Consider the following 20,947-nt stretch of genomic DNA (forward strand, 5'->3'; position numbering starts at 1 on the left):
CGAGAAGACTTGATAGGGGACGTAGGTTAGGGGAGTGACTGTGAAATACACCCTTAACCTTTAGGAGAATCACAATGGTTCAACTTAGCGAACGTCCAGGCACTAAAAAAATCACAAACTTGCGCGATAAGTTCGTCTACGAACTTGGTGGAATATACGATGCTGAACATCGCTTTTTGGAAGCTCAGCAGCTAATGTGGCAGTATAGTCAACATAACCAATTGAAGTCCTTGCTCGAAACCAATATTCGGGAAACCGAGCAGCAAATTAGAAATTTGGAGCAAGTATTCAGCAACTTGGGACAGCAACCACAGCGGGTGACTTGTGACGCTGCGGCTGGCCTAATTAGCGATGCCCAAAAGTTAACATTACTGGCTGCTGATAATCCTAAAATTGTGGAGCTAGGAATGGCAGGAGCGCAGGCTAAGGTAGAACAACTGGCAATTGCTTGCTATCGCGGCTTGATTAAAGGTGCTGAACAGATGGGGCAAAATGAAGTTGTGCGACTGCTACAGCAGAACTTACAACAGGAAGAACAGACAGCCCAAAAGATTGAGCAACATCTACCGCACTTACTTCAAGAAGCCAAATCTGCTGAAAGTTCAAGTGGTAATCGGTCTCGTTAATCTCTTGTAGGATTGATGCACTGGAGTGAGATATAACAAAAGCAAGGTCACCACTGCCTTGCTTTTGTTATTGTTCCATCAGCACTGTTTTGAATCAACCACGACTCAAAAAAGAGCATCGCTTATACGAATTCAAAATTCAAAATTAAGAAATCCAGATTTTACAAGGGTTTCTGGATTTGGATCTGTTTCAAACTTGTATTAAGAGAACTGATTACCTAATACTTTGCTTTGCCAAGACAACAGGCCCAGCAGTGACAACTACGATTTTATCTGGGTGGATTAACTCCCGCGCTGCTTGATTGACTTCCTCAATGGTGACTTGCTGGATTTTTTGAGCAAAGGAGTGCAATTCTACTTGTTTTAGTCCGTAAACTTCATTCATCAGAATTGTATCTGTTAATTCCTCTGGATTTGCTAAGGAGACATTATAGTTGCCGATGAGGGTGCGTTTAGCTGTTTCTACTTCTAGCGCAGTGACGCCTTGTTGATGGATTTGTTGCAGTATTTGACGGGTACTGGCGATCGCTTTGGTGCTATCTTCAGGACTAGTTTGCATTTCTATTAAAAATGTCCCCGCATTTTTACCGACTAGGAAGTAGCTATAAATTCCATAGCTCAAACCTTGGCGATCGCGCACTTCTGTTCCTAGTCTACTGGATAAGGTATCGCCTCCCAAAATTTGATTCAATACCAAAACTTCATAAAACCGAGGATCGTAACGGTTAATACTAGTATGACCCATATAAGTCACAGCTTGGGCTTTACCTGCTAAGACTCGGTTAACACTGACTATTTTTTCTGGCAGCGACACTGTAGGATATTTTAAGGTCGGTGGTTTAGTGCTAACTTCCCAGTCAGCAAACTTCGACTCGATGAGCGATCGCACTGACTCTACCTCAAAATCTCCCACTAGTACTAGCACCGTTGTGTCAGGACGATAATGTTTGACTTTGAAATCAATAACATCCTGGCGTTTAATGCGCTGTAAACTCTTCTCTGTAGGAAAGGTGTGTAAGGGATGTTTTTGCGGATAAATTGACTGAACAAATATTCTTTTAGCTACTTCTGACGGTTCATCTAATTCTATTTGCAGATCTGTTAAAGTTTGTTGGCGATGCAGTTCTAATTCTTTGACTGGAAATGTACTATTTTTGAGAACATCTGCCAAAATTTCGATGAGTATTAGCAAGTCTGGTGCTAGACTATCACCCTCAATCTGCACACCTTCAGGGTAGGCATGAAAGTCGAGACTTGCACCTCGTTCTGCCAAGGTTTTGGCAATTGTTAAGGCATCCTTCGTTTTTGTGCCACTAAGCAAATTTTCTGCCACAAAAGCAGCCAGTCCAGCTTGCTCATTTGAATCAAATTCTGTTCCCGCTTGAATGTAGCCGCTTAGGGTAACAGTAGGAGTGCTACGATCGCTTAACAATAATAGTCGCAGTCCGTTGTCAAATTGGAATTGCTGTGGTAGTGTTTGGGCGATGTCTTCGGCTTCTTGAGGAGACGTTGCGCGAACGCTAATGCCAAAGACAGCAAGCGGCGCATCTGTTACCAAATCTACATTTGGTAAGTACTTCACCACTTCACTAACAAGCACAGGTGCAACAGCAGAAAAATTTTCTGTAGTTTGGGTTAAATCTGGTTTCTCAGCAACTTCTGTTGTTTGCTGTTGAGTTGGTTCAAAAAAGCCGACTGTACGTGCTTCTTTTGTCAAATATTTGTTAATTACAGCGACAACATCCGTTGGCTTCACCAAACGCACAGCTGCTAAATAGCGGTCTGTATAGCGATAGTCATCAGCAGTGGTTTCATCATGACCTAATTGCATTCCTTGAGAAGTGATATCACGGTTACTCAAAATGACATCTGCTGTTAATTGAGTTTTGGCTCGTTCCACTTCTTCTAATGTCACACCTTTTTTTGCTACATTGGCGATCGCACTACTCAGCACTGAGTCAATTTTTTTCAAATCTTGTTTAGATGCAGCGGTCACCAACACCTCATACCAGCCAAATTCCCGCAAACTGGTAACTGATGCTGTAACTTCACGAGCCAGACCTGATTCTACCAAAGCCTGATAAAGACGAGAATTTCGCCCTTCAGTCAAAATATAATCCATCACATCCAGCGCTGGTACATCCGGTTGATTTACATCTGGTAACGGATAAACCGCCTGTAACAAACTCCCTACGCCTGGTTCTCGCAATATTATCGGACTGGGGAGTGAGGGAAATGAAGCAGAGGGGGGAGAAAATTCTTCCTTGTCTACCTTGTCTCCCTTGTCCCCCTCATCTTTCAATGCCCCATGCCCAATGCCCAATGCGCTGTTTCCTAATTCTCCAAACACTTCTTTAACCATTTCCAAAGTATTTGCAGTTTGGAAATCTCCAACAATTACTAAAACGGCGTTATCAGGAGTGTAAAAATTGCGGTAATATTTTTCTACTTGTTCAAGTTCAAATTTTTCAACATCTGCCTTCATACCACCTACAGGCAATCCATAGGCATGATTGGGAAACGTTGCTTGCATTACGGCGCGGTTGAGGCGATATTCTGGACTATTTTCGTAACCTTGCAATTCTGAAATTACTACCCGCTTTTCACTTGCTAGTTGCTCTAATTCAATCTGGGAATTTTGCATTCTGTCGGCTTCCAGCACCAAAAGTGCTTTGAGCTTGCTTCGTTCGACAGTACCATAATATGCAGTTTGGTCATAGCTGGTAAAAGCATTAGAGTCGCTACCCAAAGCACTAAACAAACGTCCAAATTGAATTGGACGATTTTTTGTGCCTTTAAACATCATGTGTTCCAATTGGTGAGCAATACCATTGACTCCCGGTTCTTCGTTGCGCGAACCAATCTTATACCACACCTGCACCGTTACCACTGGCGCAGTATGCACTTCTTTGGTGAGGACAATTAGACCATTTTCCAGTAGTGTCTTGCGGACGTTTTCTGTCAGTATTGAGGCCATTATTATTTTTACTAGCAACCAAGACTTAATAATTTTAGATTTTAGATTTAGATTTTAGATTTTATTTCTATTAGATAGCTTTCTGAATTTAGCTGTCACACTTATTTTTTAAATTAGTCTTATTTTGCAGGACGATATAAGTTGAATTTGGCAAATAAATCTCTTTCCTCGACAACACCATAAAAAATATATAAAAGCTCAAGCATAGTTTAATATATTATAAACCACTCACAAAACTCCTACATTCACAGACTTTCTTTGCCTTTTGCCTATTGCCTTTTGCCTGCTATATCAGCAACAAAATTAATCAAAAAAACTAAATTATGGAACTTTTGCTAAAACGCGAATAAATTCCAAAGGTAAGCCATCAGTATCGGCGATAAAAGCAACTTCATAAATGCGATCGCCTATTTGCTGTTGTGTCGGTTCTAATAATACCTTTAACGGTTCCAATTCTTCTGTTTTCAATACACGTTCTTGTAAATTTGTCAACCAGCTAGGTAAATTTGGTGTTATCTCAGTTAAGTCGAAAGACAGATGATAATATCCCACATAATGTTCATCAGCAAAAGCATCTGCGGCTGGTTTTGGTTCAGGAATTTGGATCAGTTCAATTCTGCCCCCTAATCCTTCCATCCAACAAGCTAGCGTGTAGCCTGTAGTAAAGCGTTCTGAAATTGTAAACCCCAAATGTTCGTAGAAAGCGATCGCTCGATGAATATTAGCCGTCCGAATAGAAGCGTGGTGCATAACAAAAGTTAGAAGTTGCCAGTTATGAATAAAGTTAGGAGTTGTCAGTTAGGGGTTAGGAGTTGTGGGTTAGTAGTTATAACTTGTGAGTTAGTAGTTATGAGTTATGAATTCAATTTAACTCCTAACTTTTAACTCTTAACTCCTAACTTTTAACTCTTAACTCCTAACTTTTAACTCCTAACTTTTAACTCCTAACTTTACTCAAATAACCTGAAATAAGGGTAGCGTACAGGGACGCCAGGTTCTTTTTCCAAGTCAAAATTAATAACTTCCCAGCAGGGATCTTCTGGAGAGTCAGGACTAAACTCTACGGGTAAACCGTAGAGTCGCGCGGCTGATGCTTCTGGCTGTCCAGACCGCCAAGGAGTACTGCGTTCTAAGTAGCCACTCATCAATTCCTGATAGCGTCGAGCAATAATAACTCGTGTTGCTCGATAGCCTTGGGTATACAGCTTGTCTAATGCTTCATGGATTTCAAAGCGGATACCATCAGGATGAGTATGCTGTCTATACCATTCATTATTCCACCTCCGCCAGTGACGCCCAGATTGTAAATGGATTAACTCTCCATTTTTCGGGTTAGCTTCAAAAGCGCCATGACGCGGACATAAATAGGTATCTGTTAGTGTCAACGCCGGAATAGTCTGGCGACAGTGGGGACACTGTATTTCAGGGCCAAATATTGGGTACTGCAAGCCTGGATTCATCATGAAGTGCGTACAAACATAATTTTGCTTTACCAGCACTAGGCACTAGTAGGTTGGGTTATACACTTCGACTCCACCACTTTGGGATATTTCCTCACTGCTAACTTAACTAGTAAGTTCTGAGTTATAAGTTTTTAAGTTTTTCATGAAAAACTCTCCTGTAACTCAACACTCATTACTACTTCGTTAAGCATTCAGCACTCGTCAATTTAGAGGCTTGATGCTGTGATATCCTGGTTTTGCAACCAGCCTCAAAGGTTGGAGTTTCTCCAGTGTTCCTGGGTACCATATTAATATTCTATCGTGTCTACCGCTTCTTACTGGACATCTGTCGATTTTTCTCAAGCTGCCTTCATTGCAGGCAACGCTGTTGTTATAGGTTCGGTAAATATAGCAGCAGGAGCAAGCATTTGGTACGGGGCAGTAGTTAGGGGAGATGTTGAACGCATTGACATTGGCGAATGCACGAATATTCAGGATGGCGCAATTTTACATTGCGATCCTGGTTTTCCCACAATCATAGAAGATCATGTGACCATAGGGCATCGTGCTGTGGTACATTCTGCTTACGTTGAGCGTGGAAGTTTGATTGGCATTGGCGCAGTGATTTTAGATGGTGTAAGAGTGGGTGCTGGTAGCATTATTGGCGCCGGCGCAGTAGTCACTAAAAATATACCCCCCTTATCCCTGGTTGTCGGTATTCCTGGCAAAGTACAACGCCAAGTAACAGAAGTTGAAGCCGCAGAACTCATAGAACACGCCAAGCGTTACGAAAAGTTAGCTTTAGTTCATGCAGGTAAAGGTACTGATATTGGCTTTGGTAAGGATTAGGGCATGGGGCATGGGGCGGGCATGGGGCATGGGGCATGGGGCATAGGGCATAGGGCATGGGGAGATGAGGGAGACAAGAAGAATAACTCCTCAGTCAACAGTTAACAGTCATCACTCACCACTGCCAACGCCCAATGCCCAATGCCCAATGCCCAATGCCCAATGCCCAATGCCCAATGCCCCATGCCCAATACCAATAATTTAAACATTCTTTACATATAAGCTAGGAAAAATTGCCCACTTCAGCTAAAAATAAAAATGAGAGCAGTTGACAAAACTTTAATTTCTTCTTAAAAGAGGGGTTCTAGATATGGATATCGATTTTCGTTTAGCGATCGTTTTAGCTCCAATTGCTATTGCCGCTGGCTGGGCAGTGTTTAATATTGGCGCTGCGGCTTTAAGACAAATTCAAGGCTTTTTGGATAGAGAAGCCTAACTTAGGCTTGATATCATTTATTTTCAACCGACTGTTTCTTTTTATTAAGACAGTCGGTTTTATTCATATTGAACATGGGGCATTGGGCATTGGGCATTGAAGGCAGAAGGCAGAAGTTCTTTAATGCGTGAATTTTGAATTTTGAATTTTGAATTGATTTGTCCCCCCATCTCCCCATCCCCTCATCCCCCACTCACCTCCTTGTGGATATCGATTCTGTAATTCAACCTCTTCAACGCTTTGGCGTCCATCTCGGACTCGATCGCATTGTCAATCTCTTGGCGAATCTTGGCAATCCCCATCACAATGTCTCAGTAATTCACGTTGCTGGCACTAATGGCAAAGGTTCAGTTTGCGCTTATCTTTCCTCGGTACTTACTGAGGCGGGTTATCGTACAGGGCGCTACACTTCCCCCCATTTAGTTGATTGGACGGAACGTATTTGTCTGAATGAACAACCAATTTCTTCTGAAGAATTAAACCAATTATTCCAACAAGTACAAACTGCGATTCTTCCCAATGAACCATCGCCAACTCAATTTGAAGTAATTACCGCCGCAGCTTGGTTATATTTTGCCCAAGCTAAAGTCGATGTCGCAGTGGTAGAAGTGGGATTAGGGGGGCGCTTGGATGCTACCAATGTTTGTTTGGAACCTTTGGTTACGATTATCACTTCCATCAGCCGGGAACACTGGCAACAATTAGGCCCCACCGTTGCTGACATTGCCAGAGAAAAAGCAGGTATTCTCAAACCGGGGTGTCCTGTTGTAGTTGGACAGTTGCCACCAGATGCCGAAAACGTGGTGCGATCGCGTGCTTTAGAATTACAATGCCCCATTTTTACGCCTCAACCCGCCCGCCAAATCGCTACAGGCTGGGCGGAGTATGAAACAATTCAAAATTCAAAATTTATACAATATCCTTTGCCGTTAGCGGGGCAAATTCAGTTAAATAATTCAGCTTTGGCTTTAGCTGCTTTAGAGATTCTCCAACAACAAGGTTGGCAGATTTCGGAAGCAGCCATAATTAACGGCATGGCGAAAACTAAATGGCCGGGGCGGATGCAATGGACTAGTTGGAAAAACCATAAATTACTAATTGATGGCGCCCATAACACAGCCGCAGCCGAAGTTCTGTCCCACTATGTTGATAGCTTAGACGCAGTAAAACGCAAACCCGTAACTTGGATAATGGGAATGTTTGCTGATAAAGATCATGCCGATATTTTTGCTGCTTTATTGCGCCCAGGCGATCGCCTTTTTTTAGTCCCAATACCAGTAGAACCTTGGCCTGGTCGAACTTCTGCTAATTTAGACGAACTAGCCAATCTAGCTTACAACGTCTGTCCACAATTAAGCGATCGCCAAATACATCCAGACTTATTCACCGCCCTAGAAACCGCAACCTCAACCGCCACCAAAGACGATTTAATCGTTGTCTGTGGTTCACTTTATTTAGTAGGAAATTTTTTAGCAGCCACCAATATAATTCGTAAATCATAATTACGAATTACGAATTAAGAATTACGAATTATTAATTTATCTATTGTCCCACTGTTGCGCGGCATCTTCTACAGCTTTATCTACTGTTTTTTCGCCTAACATCGCTGCTTGCAAGTTCTCATAAATTGCCTTTTGCAATTTATTAGAATCCTTCAAAGTAGGAGTTAATATTTCTGCTTGTTGCAGTTGTTTGGCAGTGATAACTCGCGCCTTTTCTATTGTTGAAGCATTAGCTGGAACATCTTTAAAGTAGCTGTCAGACAATGCTTTGATTGTAGAAGGTAGAACATTTGCCGCTTTTGCAAAGGCTAACTGATTTTCGTCATTGGTGACAAATAAAGCAAACTTCACGGCGGCGTCTGGTTGTTTGCTGTCACGGGGAATAACTATGTTCATCACTGCGACATTTTTCTTGCCGGTGTCGCCGGTGAGTTGGGGTGCTATTTCTGAAGCTTGAGCAATTTTCGGGGCATTATTAGCGATCGCTTTGAGAAACTCTGGCCCAGAAGCTAGAAAAGCCGTTTCTCCAGATTGGTATAAATCGATCGCGTGTCGATGTCCTTGGGTCAAAGCCTCTTTAGGCAGCAAACCTTTTTTATACAAGTCTACCCAATATTGAAACGCTGCTTTTCCTTGTGGCGAATTAAACGCGGCTTTACCTTGGTCATCTATTAAAGTCACTCCCATTTGCACAAAAGATTCCAGCACTTCTCCAGAATCTTGCGGTACAAATGTCACAAAAAAGGCATATTTCCCAGTCTTATCTTTAATTTGTTGCGCTGCTTGTGCTAATTCTGCGTAGGTTGTAGGTACTTTATTTATACCTGCCTGTTTTAATAAATCAGTGTTATAAATGGTTAACCTTGTGGTGAGATACCAAGGAATTCCAAAACTCTTACCATTAAGCGTGCTTGCCTTCCAGATATTCGGTAGATAGGAGGAACGTACATCATTTGGCACCTTTGTGTCCAAATCTAACCAAGCATTTCGTCCCGCAAGTTGGGAAGCAAAACCGGGATTGAGGTTAACAACATCAGGTGGCGTTTTTCCGGAGACAGCTGTTAATATTTTGTTCTCCATTGCTGCCCAAGGTACATCGACCCAGTTAACCTTTATACCTTGATTTTGCGATTCAAAATTCGTAATCAGGCTTTTAAAGTAGTCAGTAAATTGAGGTTGCAGTTGCATCGTCCAAAACTCAACAGTTGCTACTCCTGAAGTAGTTTGTTTTGTATTTGTACCACCTGTACCACAACTTACAATCCAACTAGTTAACAAGCCAAGCAGTACTAAAGCAGTAAGTTGTTTAAATTTTCGCAATTGAATCATCTTCCCAGTATTTTTACGCTTGTTCGTGGTGAAAATCTTATGCAGAATTGACGAGATTATAGGGTAAATCAATTACCAGTAGTAGAGATAACTAGGGACTGGGGACTGGGGACTAGGGATTGGGGACTAGGGAATAAGATTAAAAATACTATTTTTCAATCCCTAATACCCAGTACCCAATACCCAATCCCCAATCCCCAGTACCCAATTCAATTTAGCAGTCCAGCGGGCACAACTGTGGTGAAAAGCTTCAATAGTCTGTTTGGCAAATCAAATAAAGGGATCGGTATTGAACTTGCTCCTGAACGAATAAATGTAGTTCAGCTACGCAAGCAGCGTCAAGGTTTGAAAATAGAAACCTTAACATCAGTAGCGGTTCCCGAAGGTATAGTTACTGATGGTCAAATCACCGACCCCCCAGCAATGGCGCAGTTAATTCAAGAAGCGCTAGCCCAAAGCAAAATCAAAGCTTCTCATGTTGCAACCGGTGTACCAGGGCGAGATTCTATCGTCCGTCTGATACCGGTGCCAGCAGAGTTAGATGACAAAGAACTGCGGGAAATGGTACTAAACCATGAAGCAGGTCTGTATTTACCCTATCCTCGTGAAGAAGCTGATGTAGATTATCAGAAACTTGGGTACTTTGTAGATGAAGATGGCATTGAAAAAGTACAGGTACTCTTAGTTGCCACCCGCAAGGAGGTAACAGATACCTATATCAGTACATTCGAGCAAGCAGGATTACAAATCGATGTTTTAGAAATTAACAGTTTTGCTCTCATTCGGACTATTCGCGACCAATTGCGACAATTTGGCCCGCAAGAAGCAGCAGTACTAGTTGATATAGAGTTCGACAGCACAGAAATTGCCATCATCGTTAACGGCGTACCGCAATTTTCCCGCACGGTACCCATAGGAACTTATCAAATGCAAACTGCCCTCGCTAGGGCAATGAGCTTACCTGCATCACGAGATATGGAAATGTTATATGGGATGGTCATTACCCCAACTCCCATAGACGGCGGCAAAACTGGCGTCACCGAACTCAATCCTGGTATGGCAGCGATATTGAGAGTATTGGGCGAACTAACAGATGAACTGCGCCGTTCCATCGATTTTTACCTCAATCAAAGTGAAAATTTGGAAGTAGCACAGATTTTGTTAGCTGGCCCTGGAGGTGGACTCCAACAGCTTGATGAATTCTTTACCCAACGATTAAGCTTGCCAACTGTCCAAATAGATCCAATCGGTGCTTTGTCTTTGGAAGTTGACAGTGACAAATATCCACAAGTACAACGTTCTGGGTTGGCAGTCGTACTTGGTCTAGGAATGCGGGAGGTGTAATAATTTTGGATTTTAGATTTTAAATTTTGGATTGTCTGTTTTGACGATCGCCCTTTTGAAACTTTGGTGAAATTTTGGATTGTCTGTTTTGACGATCGCGCTGTTTGAGAATTCTCAAACCATAATATTTATCTCTAGTTGGTGTGAGAAAATGTACAGTTTGGATGTGAACTTTCTTAAAGACCGCCCAGCATATCAGAAAAAGCCTGAGAAAAAGGGAAAAGTAGCCCTTAGCCTTCCTGGAGGGAATTTAACACCAATATATGTGGGAGTTGCACTTGGTCTAGGTTTGCCAAGTTTATTGGGAGTTGGTTGGTGGTTGTTGCAAGGGAAGATCGTTGAGCTAGATGGCACAATAGCACAGCTAGATCAGGAAAGCAAGAGGCTAGATACAGAAATCGGAAACTTGAATAAAATCAAAGCCGAGACGACCGCAATTAAGGGGGAAACCCAAGCTTTAGTCACTGTATTCGATCAGATTCGGCCTTGGTCAGCAATGCTGCAAGATTTACGCGATCGCATTCCCGCAGCAGTGCAAATTGAGAGTATCCGGCAAATTCCACCTATTGCTGTGGCGGAAGGTAAACCCCCAAATAATCCAGCGGGAGGATTAGAAATTACCGGATTGGCTCGTTCTTTTAACGATGTCAATGATTTTTTATTGAGCTTGCAACAGTCCCAGTTCTTGAAGTCTTCAGAAAGCAGAATTATTACGGCAACCTTAGTAGATGCTCCTATAAAACCAGGTGCAGCTCAATCAGCTCCTGGTGTAACAATTAAGCCTCCACAAGTCGTTAAATACACCATTCAATCTGCCATGAATGATGTTCCTGCTTCGGAATTAATTCGGGAGTTGGAGAAAAAAGGCACAGTGGGACTAGTAGCTCGAATTCGTAGTATGCAACAAACGGGAGTCATTTCAAAATGACGCTGAGTGATGATTTAAATTTTGCCGACCAAGCCGGAGAATTCGACGCAGCAACCCCAGCGCATCCGGTACTATTTGGCATAGCTTTCACACCAAAAATCATTGGTATTTTGGTAGGGGTAATTGGTTTAGCGGGAGCAGGTTATATAGCATTAAATATGTTGATGCCAGCTTGGGAAAGCTATCAGCAACAGCAAGCAAAAGTCTCGGAACTCCAAGGGCAAATAGACCAAAAGAAACTTAATATCAAACAGATTGACAAAGTTAAAGAGGAACAAGCACAGGCAAAACAGCAAAAAATTCAAGTTTTAGGCTTATTTGCTAATGAGAAAAGTTTAGATACATTGCTGTTGGATTTGAACCGCTTAGTTGAATCTGGCAATGCTCAAACTCCCATTAATGGAGTCAGAGCCAAACTCAAGAAGTTTCTGCCAGTTTCCCAACAACCAGAACCGATAATCGATGGAAGTCTAGGAAAACTAGTTGACGGTAAGCTGCAACGCAGTAGTATCAGTGCCGAAATTACGGGAACCTATGAACAAACGCAATCGATAATTCGTAATATTGAGCGTTTACAGCCTTTGTTGATAGTTAAAGATTATCAATCAACTTTAGCTCCAGCTGAGTCAAGATCCCCAACAGATAAAACACCCGTGCAGGTAGGGCCACCAGGGATTAATACATCATTCGTATTACAGGTATTGATGCCACTTAGTCCAGAACAAGTAGCAGCCGCAGCAGCTAAAGCTGCCCCGAAAAAGTAGTTATGAATTATGAGTTATGAACTATGAGTTATGAATTATGAGTTATGAATTATGAGTTATGAATTATGAGTTATGAGTTATGAATTATGAATTATGAGTTATGAATTATGAGTTACAAGCTACTATGAACTCCTAACTTCTCACTCCTAACTCCTAACTCCTAACTTCTCACTCCTCACTCCTAACTCCTCACTCCTAACTTCTCATTTTTTAAACTCAGCACTCATAACTAACTACTCAAAAATTGATTCTAAACAAGGTTTTATTTAGGTGAGGAATGAACTGTGAAACAGGTTCACGGTAATAGTCTTATATTAGGCACTGCTGCTTTTGTATTTTTGGCAGCTCAACCAGTTTGGGCGCAAATTGCTCAAGTTACTGATGTACAGTTAAATCAAGCTAATGGTGGAGTTCGCGTTGTTTTAAAAACTTCTTCAGGGTCGCGCCCACAAGTTTTTACTACTAAAAGAGGTAAGGCTTTAGTTGCAGACATTATTAACACTCAATTACGCCTACCACAAGGTAATACTTTCCGTCAAGATAATCCAGCACCGGGAATTGCTTCGGTAGAGGTTAATCAACTTGATGCTAATAGTGTTCGGGTGACGGTAACTGGCAGCAATAATGTACCTGGCAGCGAACCGGTAGTGCGATCGCCAAATGGAATTACACTCAGCTTTAGCCCATCTGCTGGCACCACTGCATCAGCACCAACACCAACACCGCCAACATCCACAGCGACAGCGCCCCCTGCTTCTACTCCCGCCCAAACAGGTCAAAAGCCAGACGTTCTCGTTCCCAACCCCCAAGTCACCATCGACGGACAACCAGCACAAGCAGCTGGGCCGGGTCAACCTCTGAGTCAGGCTCCACCTTTCTTACCGAGAGCCGTTGCCCCACCAGTGGGAGATATTGCGATTTCTGCCACCGATGCTTCTCCTAGCACCATCGACTTAGCAACACAAGAACGCGTACCCCGTTTAGTACTACGAGATGCACCGGTGCGTGAAGTTTTGTCATTGCTTGCCCGTGCGGCTGGTTTGAATTTGGCTTATGCAGGAAGTGAAGGTCAGCAAGGTGCTGGTGGACAAGCAACCTCTCAAACAATCTCGTTAGATATTGAAAATGAGCCAGTGCAAGATGTGTTTAACTACGTTTTGCGCCTGAGTGGTTTAGAAGCTAACCGCAGTGGTCGCACAGTGTTCGTAGGGCCAAAACTACCCAATGCGACGCGTGACATGGTTATGCGTAGTCTGAGACTCAATCAGGTATCAGTCGGAGTCGCCCTGAATTTCTTGGTGGGCTTGGGGGCGGAAAGCGCTGTCAGTCGTGAGCGACAAGTTACCAGCGTTAGTGCTGTTCCTGTGGGAACTGGAGTTGCGCCTATCACCCAAACTCAGACGACCACGGAAAGCAGAGTTGAAACTCAACGTGTTAATTTTACAGACTCTAGCCCATTACTCAGAGGTTTACAGGCATTAGGAGACGAGCGCACCAATTCTCTAACTTTAATTGGGCCTCCTAGATTAGTTGAGATGGCAATGGCTCAACTAACTCAGCTGGATATCCGCCGTCGTCAAGTGGTAGTCAACGTCAAGATTATCGATGTTAACCTCTTGAATACCCAAGACTACAACACTAGCTTTTCTTTTGGGGTTGGAAACAACTACTTTAGCAATGATGGTGGTGCGGCAACTCTGAATTTTGGTGGTTCTAGACCAGCTACAGGTGCTGAAGTGGCAAATAGTGTAACTAGTACACCAACAACGGCTAATCCACTTAGTAGCTCGAATATTTTTCTGAACAACCCACAAAATGCCAATGCAGTTACGGGTACTGCCGGTGTTAGCTCCGATCCTACTAGAGCGGGTATTACAGCATTTACCCCAGGAACTCCAGCATCTGGTAACAGTTCTGGAACTCCTCCTACCTATACATTTGAATTGCCAACACTATATCAATTCCCCAGACGCTTTCTTGCTAGCTTGCAAGCTCAGGTTACAAACGGTAACGCTAAGATTTTGACTGACCCGACCTTAATTGTGCAAGAAGGTCAGCAGGCTAATGTCAAGCTGACACAGGAAGTTATAGGAAACGTTAAGAGCGAAACCACTCGTGGTGATGGTACCTCTATACAAACGGTTACAGCGGAAAAGACAGATGTGGGTTTAACCCTAGCTGTTAAAATTGAGCGAATTGACGACAATGGTTTTGTTTCTTTATCAGTAGCTCCCGTTGTTAAAGCACCCCAATCTTCCGCTGTGTTGAATGTTGGAGGTAATGACCAAACAATATTCTTGGTGTCTGAACGTTCTTTAAATTCTGGCTTGATTCGCTTACGTGATGGTCAGACGCTAATTCTCTCAGGGATTATTCAAGATTCAGACCGAACAACTGTCTCCAAGATTCCTATTTTAGGCGATCTTCCCTTGATTGGTTCGCTGTTTAGAAGTACAAACAGATCCAACCAACGGAATGAGGTAATTGTGTTGCTCACACCTCAAATTATGGATGATTCTGAGAACTCCTCCTACGGTTATAATTACACTCCTAGCCCACAGGTTCGGCAAATGCTTGAGCGTCGAGGCTTGAAGCTTCCCAGTGGTCAGTAAGAAAGATAATGTACAAGCTGAGTCACTTTTAACAAAAGCTCAGATCCCCGACTTCTTAAAGAAGAAGTCGGGGATCTTTTTGTTCCCCAGTAGAATTAAATGTCATTCTAGAATAAAAATACCTAATTACAATAGAAGTAGTAATAGTAGTGGGTAAATACTAATGAGTAGAGAACAAGAGTTATTAACAAAGTGGCATTCTCTTTCAGAGGAAAAACAAGAAGAAGTTTTAGATTTTATTGAATTCCTTAGTTTGAAAAACACTGTAAATAAAAATCCTTTGGGAGAACGTTTGCAGCAAATTCGTACTAGGATTGTTGCTTCTGGTAAACATTTATTAGATGAAGATGAAATCGAAAAAGAACTCGCCAGTCGCACAGGCGGGCTACAGAGTAGAGAAGAATGAAAATAACTTATTGTATTTTTCATTCTAGTAAGTTACACAGTAGGGGCGCATAGCTATGCGCCCCTACAAATTTATGTACCTTATGTGATTGAGAACTGCTATAATATAGTCTCTATTTTTGATTAATTGCTAAGATTTTATTGCATGGCGATCGCCTTTAGTCTCAAGTCCAGTTAGTTCGCGATCGCCCTATAGCTAATTATGATTAAGCTGGTGGAGCTTCTCGATAAAAAGCGTCTGTAGAATTCTCCTCAAATAAGAAATTTGATGCCTGCATAATAAATGGAAGTTCTGCTCCTACAAGACCCCGTTGGATGCGTTCTGAGGTCTCAGGAAAAACGACAAATAAAGGATATATGCTATTAGCTCCATCGCTCAAAATATGGCTGTGGCGGAGAGGCATCAACCATTCATAATCATTGTCTAAAATAACTTGGGATTGTCGCCAGCGTCCTAACAAATCAGAAAAGTCTTCATGGGGACGATGAATAAAGATTAAAATCTCTACTCCAGTTTTAATTTTCCACTCTGGATCGCACATCAAAATTGCTACATCGCAAGGCAGAGAAATTGTTTGTGAAACTGTTGTAGCAGTTTGACGAAGACGAACAATTGGTAAAGGGATAGAGATTACACTGTCATCTGGACGCCGTAGACTGGGAATCATTTCCAAGTAGGGACGGTGTTGTTTTAGTAACGCGATCGCAGCCTGATGATTACTGTACTCTGCCAAGCTCGCTTCGTACTGAGATTTTTGCATAGTCATAATAAATTAGTTAGAAGTTAGGAGTGGAGAGTTAGGAGTGGAGAGTTAGGAGTGAAGAATAAAATTAGTTAGTTTACAGTTGGAGTTGAAGAGTTAAGGATAAAATTAATTATTTAAAAATTAAAAATCAAAAATTGAGAGCTTTAACTCCTAACTCTTAACTCCTAACTTCTAACTCTTAACTCCTAACTCTTAATCCCTTATCCCAGTTTTTCAAATACTTTAAACATCGGTAAATACATTGCCAACAAAATTGTACCAACCATTCCCCCTAGAACCAAAATCATAATTGGTTCTAAAACACTGGTAAGTGCTTTTACTGCTTGCTCAACTTCATCTTCATAGAAGTCAGCAACTTTCATCAACATTCCGTCTAATTCTCCAGTTTCTTCACCGATACTAATCATCTGAATTGCCATAGCCGGAAAAACTTTATCTCTTTGCAAAGCAATGCTAATCATCCCTCCTTGTTGAATCTCTACGCGGGCTGCATCTATAGCATTAGCAATTACTTGGTTTCCTGATGTATCTCGGACAATTTCCAAGCAAGTTAAAATTGGCACACCTGAACGAGTCAAAGAACCAAAAGTCCGGCTAAAACGTGCAACAGAAGATTTTTGAATCAAGTCACCAAATAAAGGCATTTTAAGAGAAAGGCGATCGATTGTTTGGCGGCCAACAGGAGTTTTAGCGTATCGTGAATAGGCAATTTTCAATCCTACAAGTCCACCGATAAGCCCGAAAACTTTAGGACTTCTCAAAAAGAGACTAGCATCCATCAAAAATTGAGTTAGAGGTGGTAATTCAGTTCCGATTTCTGTAAAAATCTTCGCAAAAACGGGAATCAGAAAAATGGTCATACCGAGAAAGATAGCAACTGCTATAAAACCCACGACCGTTGGATAAGATAATGCTGATTTAATTTGGTTTTGTAAGCGAGCAACATCTTCTAACAACTTAGCTAAACGATTTAATACTTCGTCTAGAACACCACCAACTTCGCCGGCTTGAATCATACTCACATATAATCCATCAAAGCATTCAGGATGCTTCCGCATTGCCTCTGAAAGATTCATTCCAGTTTGAACATCGTTACTAATCTCTACGAGAGCTTGTTTGAGTTTAGTATTACTACACTGTTCAGAAAGTACCCCCAGACTTCTAACAATCGCAACTCCGGCATTCATCAAAACGGCAAATTGACGGGAAAAAACTGCTTTGTCTTTAACAGAGACTTTCACAAAGGAATTTTGGATTTTCTTTATATCCAGCCCTGCTTGAAACCCTTTAGATTCTTTAAGTTCTTGGACTACAAAACCTTGTTCTCTGAGACTAGTACGAGCTTGCGCCAAGGATTCGGCACTAATTTTTTCTGTTCGAGATTTTCCTTGAGAATCCCGAACACGAGCAACAAATGTTGGCATAAACAAACAAATTCAAAATAGTTGTTAGTTGTTGGGCATTGGGCATTGGGCATTGGGCATTGGGAGGTGTGGGAGGATGGGGAAGAAATCTTTCCCCCCACACTCCCCAGTCCCCAGTCCCTAGTCCCCAGTCACCAGTCGCCATTAGTCTAATGTGCTTTAACAGCCCCGGCTCCCGGTTTTGCACCTGCTGGTGGTGGTGTTGAAGTACCAATGAGACGTTGGATTTCATCTGGTTTGGAAGTCTTAGACATTGCTGCTTCAAAGGAGATTGTTCCTGCTTTGTAATAGTCAGCCAAAACTTTCTCCAGAGTTTGCATACCCAATTTACCGCCCGTTTGAATAGCTGAGTAAATTTGCGATGTTTTGCCTTCTCGAATTAAGTTAGAAATAGCTGGAGTAACAATCAAAATTTCTTGAGCCATTACCCGACCATATTCGCCAGGCTTGGGATTTTTCTTAGGAACTAATGTTTGACTAAATACTGCTACTAAAGAGTTTGATAATTGCACCCGCACTTGGGTTTGTCTTTCATGGGGAAAAACGTCGATAATCCGGTCAACAGTTTGTGCAGCAGAACTAGTGTGTAGCGTACCGAATACTAAGTGTCCTGTTTCTGCTGCGGAAATCGCCAAGGAAATCGTTTCCAAATCCCGCATTTCCCCAACCAGAATAATATCTGGATCTTCCCGTAAAGCTGCTTTCAAAGCATTAGCAAAACTCTTAGTATCTTCACCCAATTGGCGTTGGTGAACTAAGCTTTTAATTGGTTCGTAAACGAATTCAATGGGGTCTTCTACTGTTAATATATGCTCTGCTTTAGTGCGGTTAATCAAGTCAATCATTGCCGCTAGGGTTGTTGTTTTTCCAGAACCCGTAGGGCCTGTCACCAAAATTAGTCCTCTGGGCTTATCGGACATTTCCCGCACTACATCTGGCAGACCTAATTTTTCAAAGTTAGGAATTTTAGAACTTAATGCCCGTAAACAAGCAGCATAAGCACCACGCTCTTTATAGACATTCACCCGGAAGCGAGCCAGTCCTTTAACACCATAAGAACAATCTAATTCCCAGGTTTGCTCTAAGGTTTTACGCTGGGTATTGTTGAGCATACTAAAAATCAGCCTTTGACACTGATCTGCTGTCAACACATGCTCACCTATGGGAGTAAGTTTGCCACTGATGCGGAAGTAGGGAGGCAAACCTGCGGATAAATGCAGATCTGAACCTCCCATTTCAATCATCTGCTCCATCAAGTCTTCAATCATCATTTCCATAGTTTTGCTTCCTTTTAATGTTTGTTATTTGTCTATGACCAATGCCCAATGCCCCATGCCCAATGACTAATCTTGAAAACGAGGTGTCAGACAGTAGGGACAATCTAGCCATTCTGGTTTCAATGTGGCATCACAAGTCCGGCAGGTAAGACCTGTCTTGCGTTTGGCTTTTAACTCTGCTTCCAAACCAGTATCTGTAAAGGTCACGCGTTCTACTTCTTCTAGGGTGGTGGCACCTTGGCGTACTAAGTCCAGACTGTAAGCCAGCAAGGTTTTCATCCCTTCTTCTACCGCCACTTCCTTGATGCGTTCTGTGGGTGCTTCTTCGTTGATTAGGGTTTGCAGGTTTTCGGTGACTCGCATGACTTCATAAACGCCACAACGCCCTTTGTAGCCGACACCATTACAAGCTGGGCAAAGCTGATTTTTGGTTTTGGCTTCTGCGATCGCCTCTAATGTCAGAGTGTTAGCTTTGTAAAAGGTGAGTTCTACATCTTGGGAAGCTGATAGGCCGTAACGTGCTAATTCCTCAGTTGTCGGAGTGTAGGGAATCCGACATTCAGAACATACCCGCCGCACCAGACGTTGAGCCAAAACGCCAATTAAAGAACTAGAAACCATGAAAGGCTCAATTCCCATTTCTCCCAAACGAGCGATCGCTCCTGGGGCATCATTGGTATGTAAGGTGGTTAATACTAAGTGACCAGTCAAGGCAGCCTCAATCGCTGTTTTTGCTGTTTCCTTGTCCCGTGTTTCACCCACTAGTAACACATCAGGATCTTGTCGCAAGAAAGCCCGCAGAGCCGTAGCAAAATCCAGCCCTTTTTCCCGAATCACCTGTACTTGAGTAATCCCTGGAAGACTGTATTCAATCGGGTCTTCCACAGTACTGATATTAATTCCCGGAGAATTCTTTTCCGCAAGTGCCGAATACAGCGAAGTTGTTTTACCGGAACCAGTGGGCCCAGTCACCAAAATCAGACCAAAGGGACGGCTCACCATTTCCTGGACAATTTGCAAAGTCTCAGGATCGGTAATTAACTTATTCAATCCAAGTTGTGTAGAGGAATTATCCAAAATCCGCAGCACTACCTTTTCCCCGTAGCGACTAGGTAAGGTATTTACACGGAAGTCTACTTTGCGTCCCTCAAACATCCGCCGGATGCGTCCATCTTGGGGTAGACGCCTCTCAGCAATGTCTAAATTGGAAATAATTTTAAACCGGGCTGTCACAGCTGGAATGATTTTTTTCGGCATCACGGGAAAAGCTTCACGCAGCACTCCATCTTTACGGAAGCGAATGCGTAAGTTTTCTTCTTGTGGTTCAACATGAATATCGGAAACTTTTTCATGTAAAGCTTTAGCTAGAATTCTGTTGACAAGGTTGATAACTGGGGCATCTTCAGCGCCCTTCATCGCTGCCCCTAAATCCGCCTCCATCTCTTCAGGGGCATCTTCAATGTCGAGATTTCCGAGATTTTCTAAATCCTGACTAATATCTGTAGAGCTTTCTCGTTCTAGATGCTTTTGTCGAACAGCCAGGTCATCCAAATATTGGTTGATTACCTGTTGGTAATCCTCCTGTGTAATCACCATACGCTGCAATGCCAAGCCTTGGGGGCGCAAGATGCGATTCAGGTCATCGCAAGCCTCCAGATTATCTGGAGCAACCATCGCCACTAAAACTGAAGGCGGGGTTTGGTCTTCGTGTTTGGAAAGTGGCACCAAACGATGGCGACGGCAGATATCGACTGGAATCAGGGTATCAATCAGATTACCCACCATCGTGCCGCCAAAGGAGTTGACTTCCGGATCTAGGAACTCAACACCGTAGAGTATTTTTAGTTCAAATAGCTGTTGTTTTTTGTATTGCCTGAGCAGTTCGGGTGATAGTTGTTGGCCAGTAATTGACTCTAATACTTCCGTTAGCGGTCTACCGGATTTACGGCTTTCAATTAGTGCCTGTCTCATCTGTTCGGTATTAACATAGCCAGATTGCACTAGCTTGTTGCCGAAGGGCGAAAACTCTGTTCTGGTAGTTAGAGCGGTACTGCGCCGTTGTGGTGACGAGTGAGTCATAAAGGGAGCAATTGATTTGGGAAAACCTCTGGTTAGAGTATTCCCAGCATGTGACACAGAATTCTCATTTACTAAAAAAGTCCTCTTCGGTGACTCAATACTTAAAACTTTTGAAGGAATCAGAATATTGAATAAATCGTTAAATTTTAAGTAGTAACTCATTAAAAACCCTATCCATGAATAAGA

Annotated in this window: 17 protein-coding genes and 1 pseudogene; 10 read left to right on the forward strand and 8 right to left on the reverse strand. The window is 42.5% G+C overall.

Annotation, left to right across the window (positions count from 1 at the left end; translation table 11 throughout):
• The first annotated feature begins 74 nt into the window (after positions 1–74).
• On the forward strand, positions 75–626 hold the full coding sequence (locus tag H6H03_RS12450) for a YciE/YciF ferroxidase family protein (RefSeq protein WP_190955416.1): 552 nt from the start codon (positions 75–77) through the stop codon (positions 624–626).
• Between the two features lie 214 nt (positions 627–840).
• Here H6H03_RS12450 and H6H03_RS12455 read toward each other — a convergent pair whose 3' ends face one another.
• From H6H03_RS12455 to H6H03_RS12465, 3 genes are all read right to left on the reverse strand, one after another.
• Positions 841–3,603: a M16 family metallopeptidase gene (locus tag H6H03_RS12455; protein ID WP_190955417.1), complete on the reverse strand. Its 2,763-nt coding sequence runs from the start codon at positions 3,601–3,603 to the stop codon at positions 841–843.
• A 321-nt stretch (positions 3,604–3,924) separates the two neighbouring features.
• Positions 3,925–4,353: a VOC family protein gene (locus tag H6H03_RS12460; protein ID WP_190955418.1), complete on the reverse strand. Its 429-nt coding sequence runs from the start codon at positions 4,351–4,353 to the stop codon at positions 3,925–3,927.
• A gap of 200 nt (positions 4,354–4,553) precedes the next feature.
• Positions 4,554–5,063: a TIGR02652 family protein gene (locus tag H6H03_RS12465; RefSeq protein ID WP_449289992.1), complete on the reverse strand. Its 510-nt coding sequence runs from the start codon at positions 5,061–5,063 to the stop codon at positions 4,554–4,556.
• Positions 5,064–5,366: 303 nt separating this feature from the next.
• Between H6H03_RS12465 and H6H03_RS12470 the strand changes: the two genes are divergently transcribed.
• The 3 genes from H6H03_RS12470 to H6H03_RS12480 all read left to right on the forward strand — a co-directional run bounded on the left by H6H03_RS12470 (position 5,367) and on the right by H6H03_RS12480 (position 7,832).
• A complete protein-coding gene (locus H6H03_RS12470; protein WP_190955420.1) occupies positions 5,367–5,894 on the forward strand; it encodes a gamma carbonic anhydrase family protein in 528 nt (175 codons plus the stop codon).
• 310 nt (positions 5,895–6,204) lie between these two features.
• Entirely contained in the window at positions 6,205–6,330 is a 126-nt protein-coding gene (locus H6H03_RS12475; protein WP_096535012.1) for a photosystem II protein Y, read from the forward strand.
• A gap of 203 nt (positions 6,331–6,533) precedes the next feature.
• Positions 6,534–7,832, forward strand: a complete 1,299-nt coding sequence (locus H6H03_RS12480) for a bifunctional folylpolyglutamate synthase/dihydrofolate synthase (RefSeq protein WP_190955421.1) — start codon at positions 6,534–6,536, stop codon at positions 7,830–7,832.
• A gap of 36 nt (positions 7,833–7,868) precedes the next feature.
• Here H6H03_RS12480 and H6H03_RS12485 read toward each other — a convergent pair whose 3' ends face one another.
• A complete protein-coding gene (locus H6H03_RS12485; RefSeq protein ID WP_190955422.1) occupies positions 7,869–9,161 on the reverse strand; it encodes an ABC transporter substrate-binding protein in 1,293 nt (430 codons plus the stop codon).
• 237 nt (positions 9,162–9,398) lie between these two features.
• On the opposite strand from H6H03_RS12485, the gene pilM reads away from it, so the two are divergent.
• The 5 genes from pilM (at position 9,399) to H6H03_RS12510 (ending at position 15,215) form a co-directional block, all read left to right on the forward strand.
• Complete coding sequence (gene pilM, locus H6H03_RS12490; RefSeq protein WP_190955423.1) at positions 9,399–10,505, forward strand: type IV pilus assembly protein PilM; 1,107 nt, start codon at positions 9,399–9,401, stop codon at positions 10,503–10,505.
• A gap of 151 nt (positions 10,506–10,656) precedes the next feature.
• Positions 10,657–11,433, forward strand: a complete 777-nt coding sequence (locus tag H6H03_RS12495) for a PilN domain-containing protein (protein WP_190955562.1) — start codon at positions 10,657–10,659, stop codon at positions 11,431–11,433.
• Positions 11,430–12,197 (forward strand): pilus assembly protein PilO, encoded by a 768-nt coding sequence (locus tag H6H03_RS12500; RefSeq protein WP_190955424.1) that lies wholly within the window; start codon positions 11,430–11,432, stop codon positions 12,195–12,197. Before H6H03_RS12495 ends, H6H03_RS12500 begins: the two co-directional genes overlap by 4 nt.
• A 284-nt stretch (positions 12,198–12,481) precedes the next feature.
• A complete protein-coding gene (locus H6H03_RS12505; protein ID WP_190955425.1) occupies positions 12,482–14,809 on the forward strand; it encodes an AMIN domain-containing protein in 2,328 nt (775 codons plus the stop codon).
• A 163-nt stretch (positions 14,810–14,972) separates the two neighbouring features.
• Positions 14,973–15,215, forward strand: coding sequence for a DUF2281 domain-containing protein (locus H6H03_RS12510; RefSeq protein ID WP_190955426.1), 243 nt, complete (start codon positions 14,973–14,975; stop codon positions 15,213–15,215).
• A gap of 205 nt (positions 15,216–15,420) precedes the next feature.
• On the opposite strand, the gene H6H03_RS12515 is transcribed toward H6H03_RS12510, so the two are convergent.
• Together H6H03_RS12515 and H6H03_RS12520 are read right to left on the reverse strand one after the other, a co-directional pair.
• Positions 15,421–15,981: a hypothetical protein gene (locus H6H03_RS12515; protein ID WP_190955427.1), complete on the reverse strand. Its 561-nt coding sequence runs from the start codon at positions 15,979–15,981 to the stop codon at positions 15,421–15,423.
• A 200-nt stretch (positions 15,982–16,181) separates the two neighbouring features.
• Positions 16,182–17,405 (reverse strand): type II secretion system F family protein, encoded by a 1,224-nt coding sequence (locus H6H03_RS12520; protein WP_190955428.1) that lies wholly within the window; start codon positions 17,403–17,405, stop codon positions 16,182–16,184.
• 21 nt (positions 17,406–17,426) lie between these two features.
• Here H6H03_RS12520 and H6H03_RS41260 point away from each other — a divergent pair, with 21 nt between their 5' ends.
• Positions 17,427–17,558 (forward strand): hypothetical protein, encoded by a 132-nt coding sequence (locus H6H03_RS41260; RefSeq protein ID WP_277927366.1) that lies wholly within the window; start codon positions 17,427–17,429, stop codon positions 17,556–17,558.
• Here the strand turns inward: H6H03_RS41260 and H6H03_RS12525 are convergent.
• A pseudogene (locus tag H6H03_RS12525) lies at positions 17,555–18,685 on the reverse strand (type IV pilus twitching motility protein PilT); the annotation flags it as partial. The gene H6H03_RS41260 and the pseudogene H6H03_RS12525 sit on opposite strands and share 4 nt — an antisense overlap.
• Positions 18,686–18,748: 63 nt before the next feature.
• Positions 18,749–20,761, reverse strand: a complete 2,013-nt coding sequence (locus tag H6H03_RS12530) for a GspE/PulE family protein (protein ID WP_190955430.1) — start codon at positions 20,759–20,761, stop codon at positions 18,749–18,751.
• Positions 20,762–20,947: the final 186 nt, after the last annotated feature.

Origin of the sequence: Nostoc paludosum FACHB-159 (assembly GCF_014698835.1) — a bacterium.
Lineage (GTDB): Bacteria > Cyanobacteriota > Cyanobacteriia > Cyanobacteriales > Nostocaceae > Nostoc > Nostoc paludosum.

Excerpts from the sequence above, each read along its gene's own strand:
- H6H03_RS12450 (WP_190955416.1), top strand. The coding sequence starts at position 75 with ATGGTTCAACTTAGCGAACGTCCAGGCACTAAAAAAATCACAAACTTG.
- H6H03_RS12455 (WP_190955417.1), bottom strand. The coding sequence starts at position 3,603 with ATGGCCTCAATACTGACAGAAAACGTCCGCAAGACACTACTGGAAAAT.
- H6H03_RS12510 (WP_190955426.1), top strand. The coding sequence starts at position 14,973 with ATGAGTAGAGAACAAGAGTTATTAACAAAGTGGCATTCTCTTTCAGAG.
- H6H03_RS12500 (WP_190955424.1), top strand. The coding sequence starts at position 11,430 with ATGACGCTGAGTGATGATTTAAATTTTGCCGACCAAGCCGGAGAATTC.
- H6H03_RS12475 (WP_096535012.1), top strand. The coding sequence starts at position 6,205 with ATGGATATCGATTTTCGTTTAGCGATCGTTTTAGCTCCAATTGCTATT.
- H6H03_RS12485 (WP_190955422.1), bottom strand. The coding sequence starts at position 9,161 with ATGATTCAATTGCGAAAATTTAAACAACTTACTGCTTTAGTACTGCTT.
- H6H03_RS12515 (WP_190955427.1), bottom strand. The coding sequence starts at position 15,981 with ATGACTATGCAAAAATCTCAGTACGAAGCGAGCTTGGCAGAGTACAGT.
- H6H03_RS12460 (WP_190955418.1), bottom strand. The coding sequence starts at position 4,353 with ATGCACCACGCTTCTATTCGGACGGCTAATATTCATCGAGCGATCGCT.
- H6H03_RS12465 (WP_449289992.1), bottom strand. The coding sequence starts at position 5,063 with ATGAATCCAGGCTTGCAGTACCCAATATTTGGCCCTGAAATACAGTGT.
- H6H03_RS12530 (WP_190955430.1), bottom strand. The coding sequence starts at position 20,761 with ATGACTCACTCGTCACCACAACGGCGCAGTACCGCTCTAACTACCAGA.
- H6H03_RS12520 (WP_190955428.1), bottom strand. The coding sequence starts at position 17,405 with ATGCCAACATTTGTTGCTCGTGTTCGGGATTCTCAAGGAAAATCTCGA.
- H6H03_RS12495 (WP_190955562.1), top strand. The coding sequence starts at position 10,657 with ATGTACAGTTTGGATGTGAACTTTCTTAAAGACCGCCCAGCATATCAG.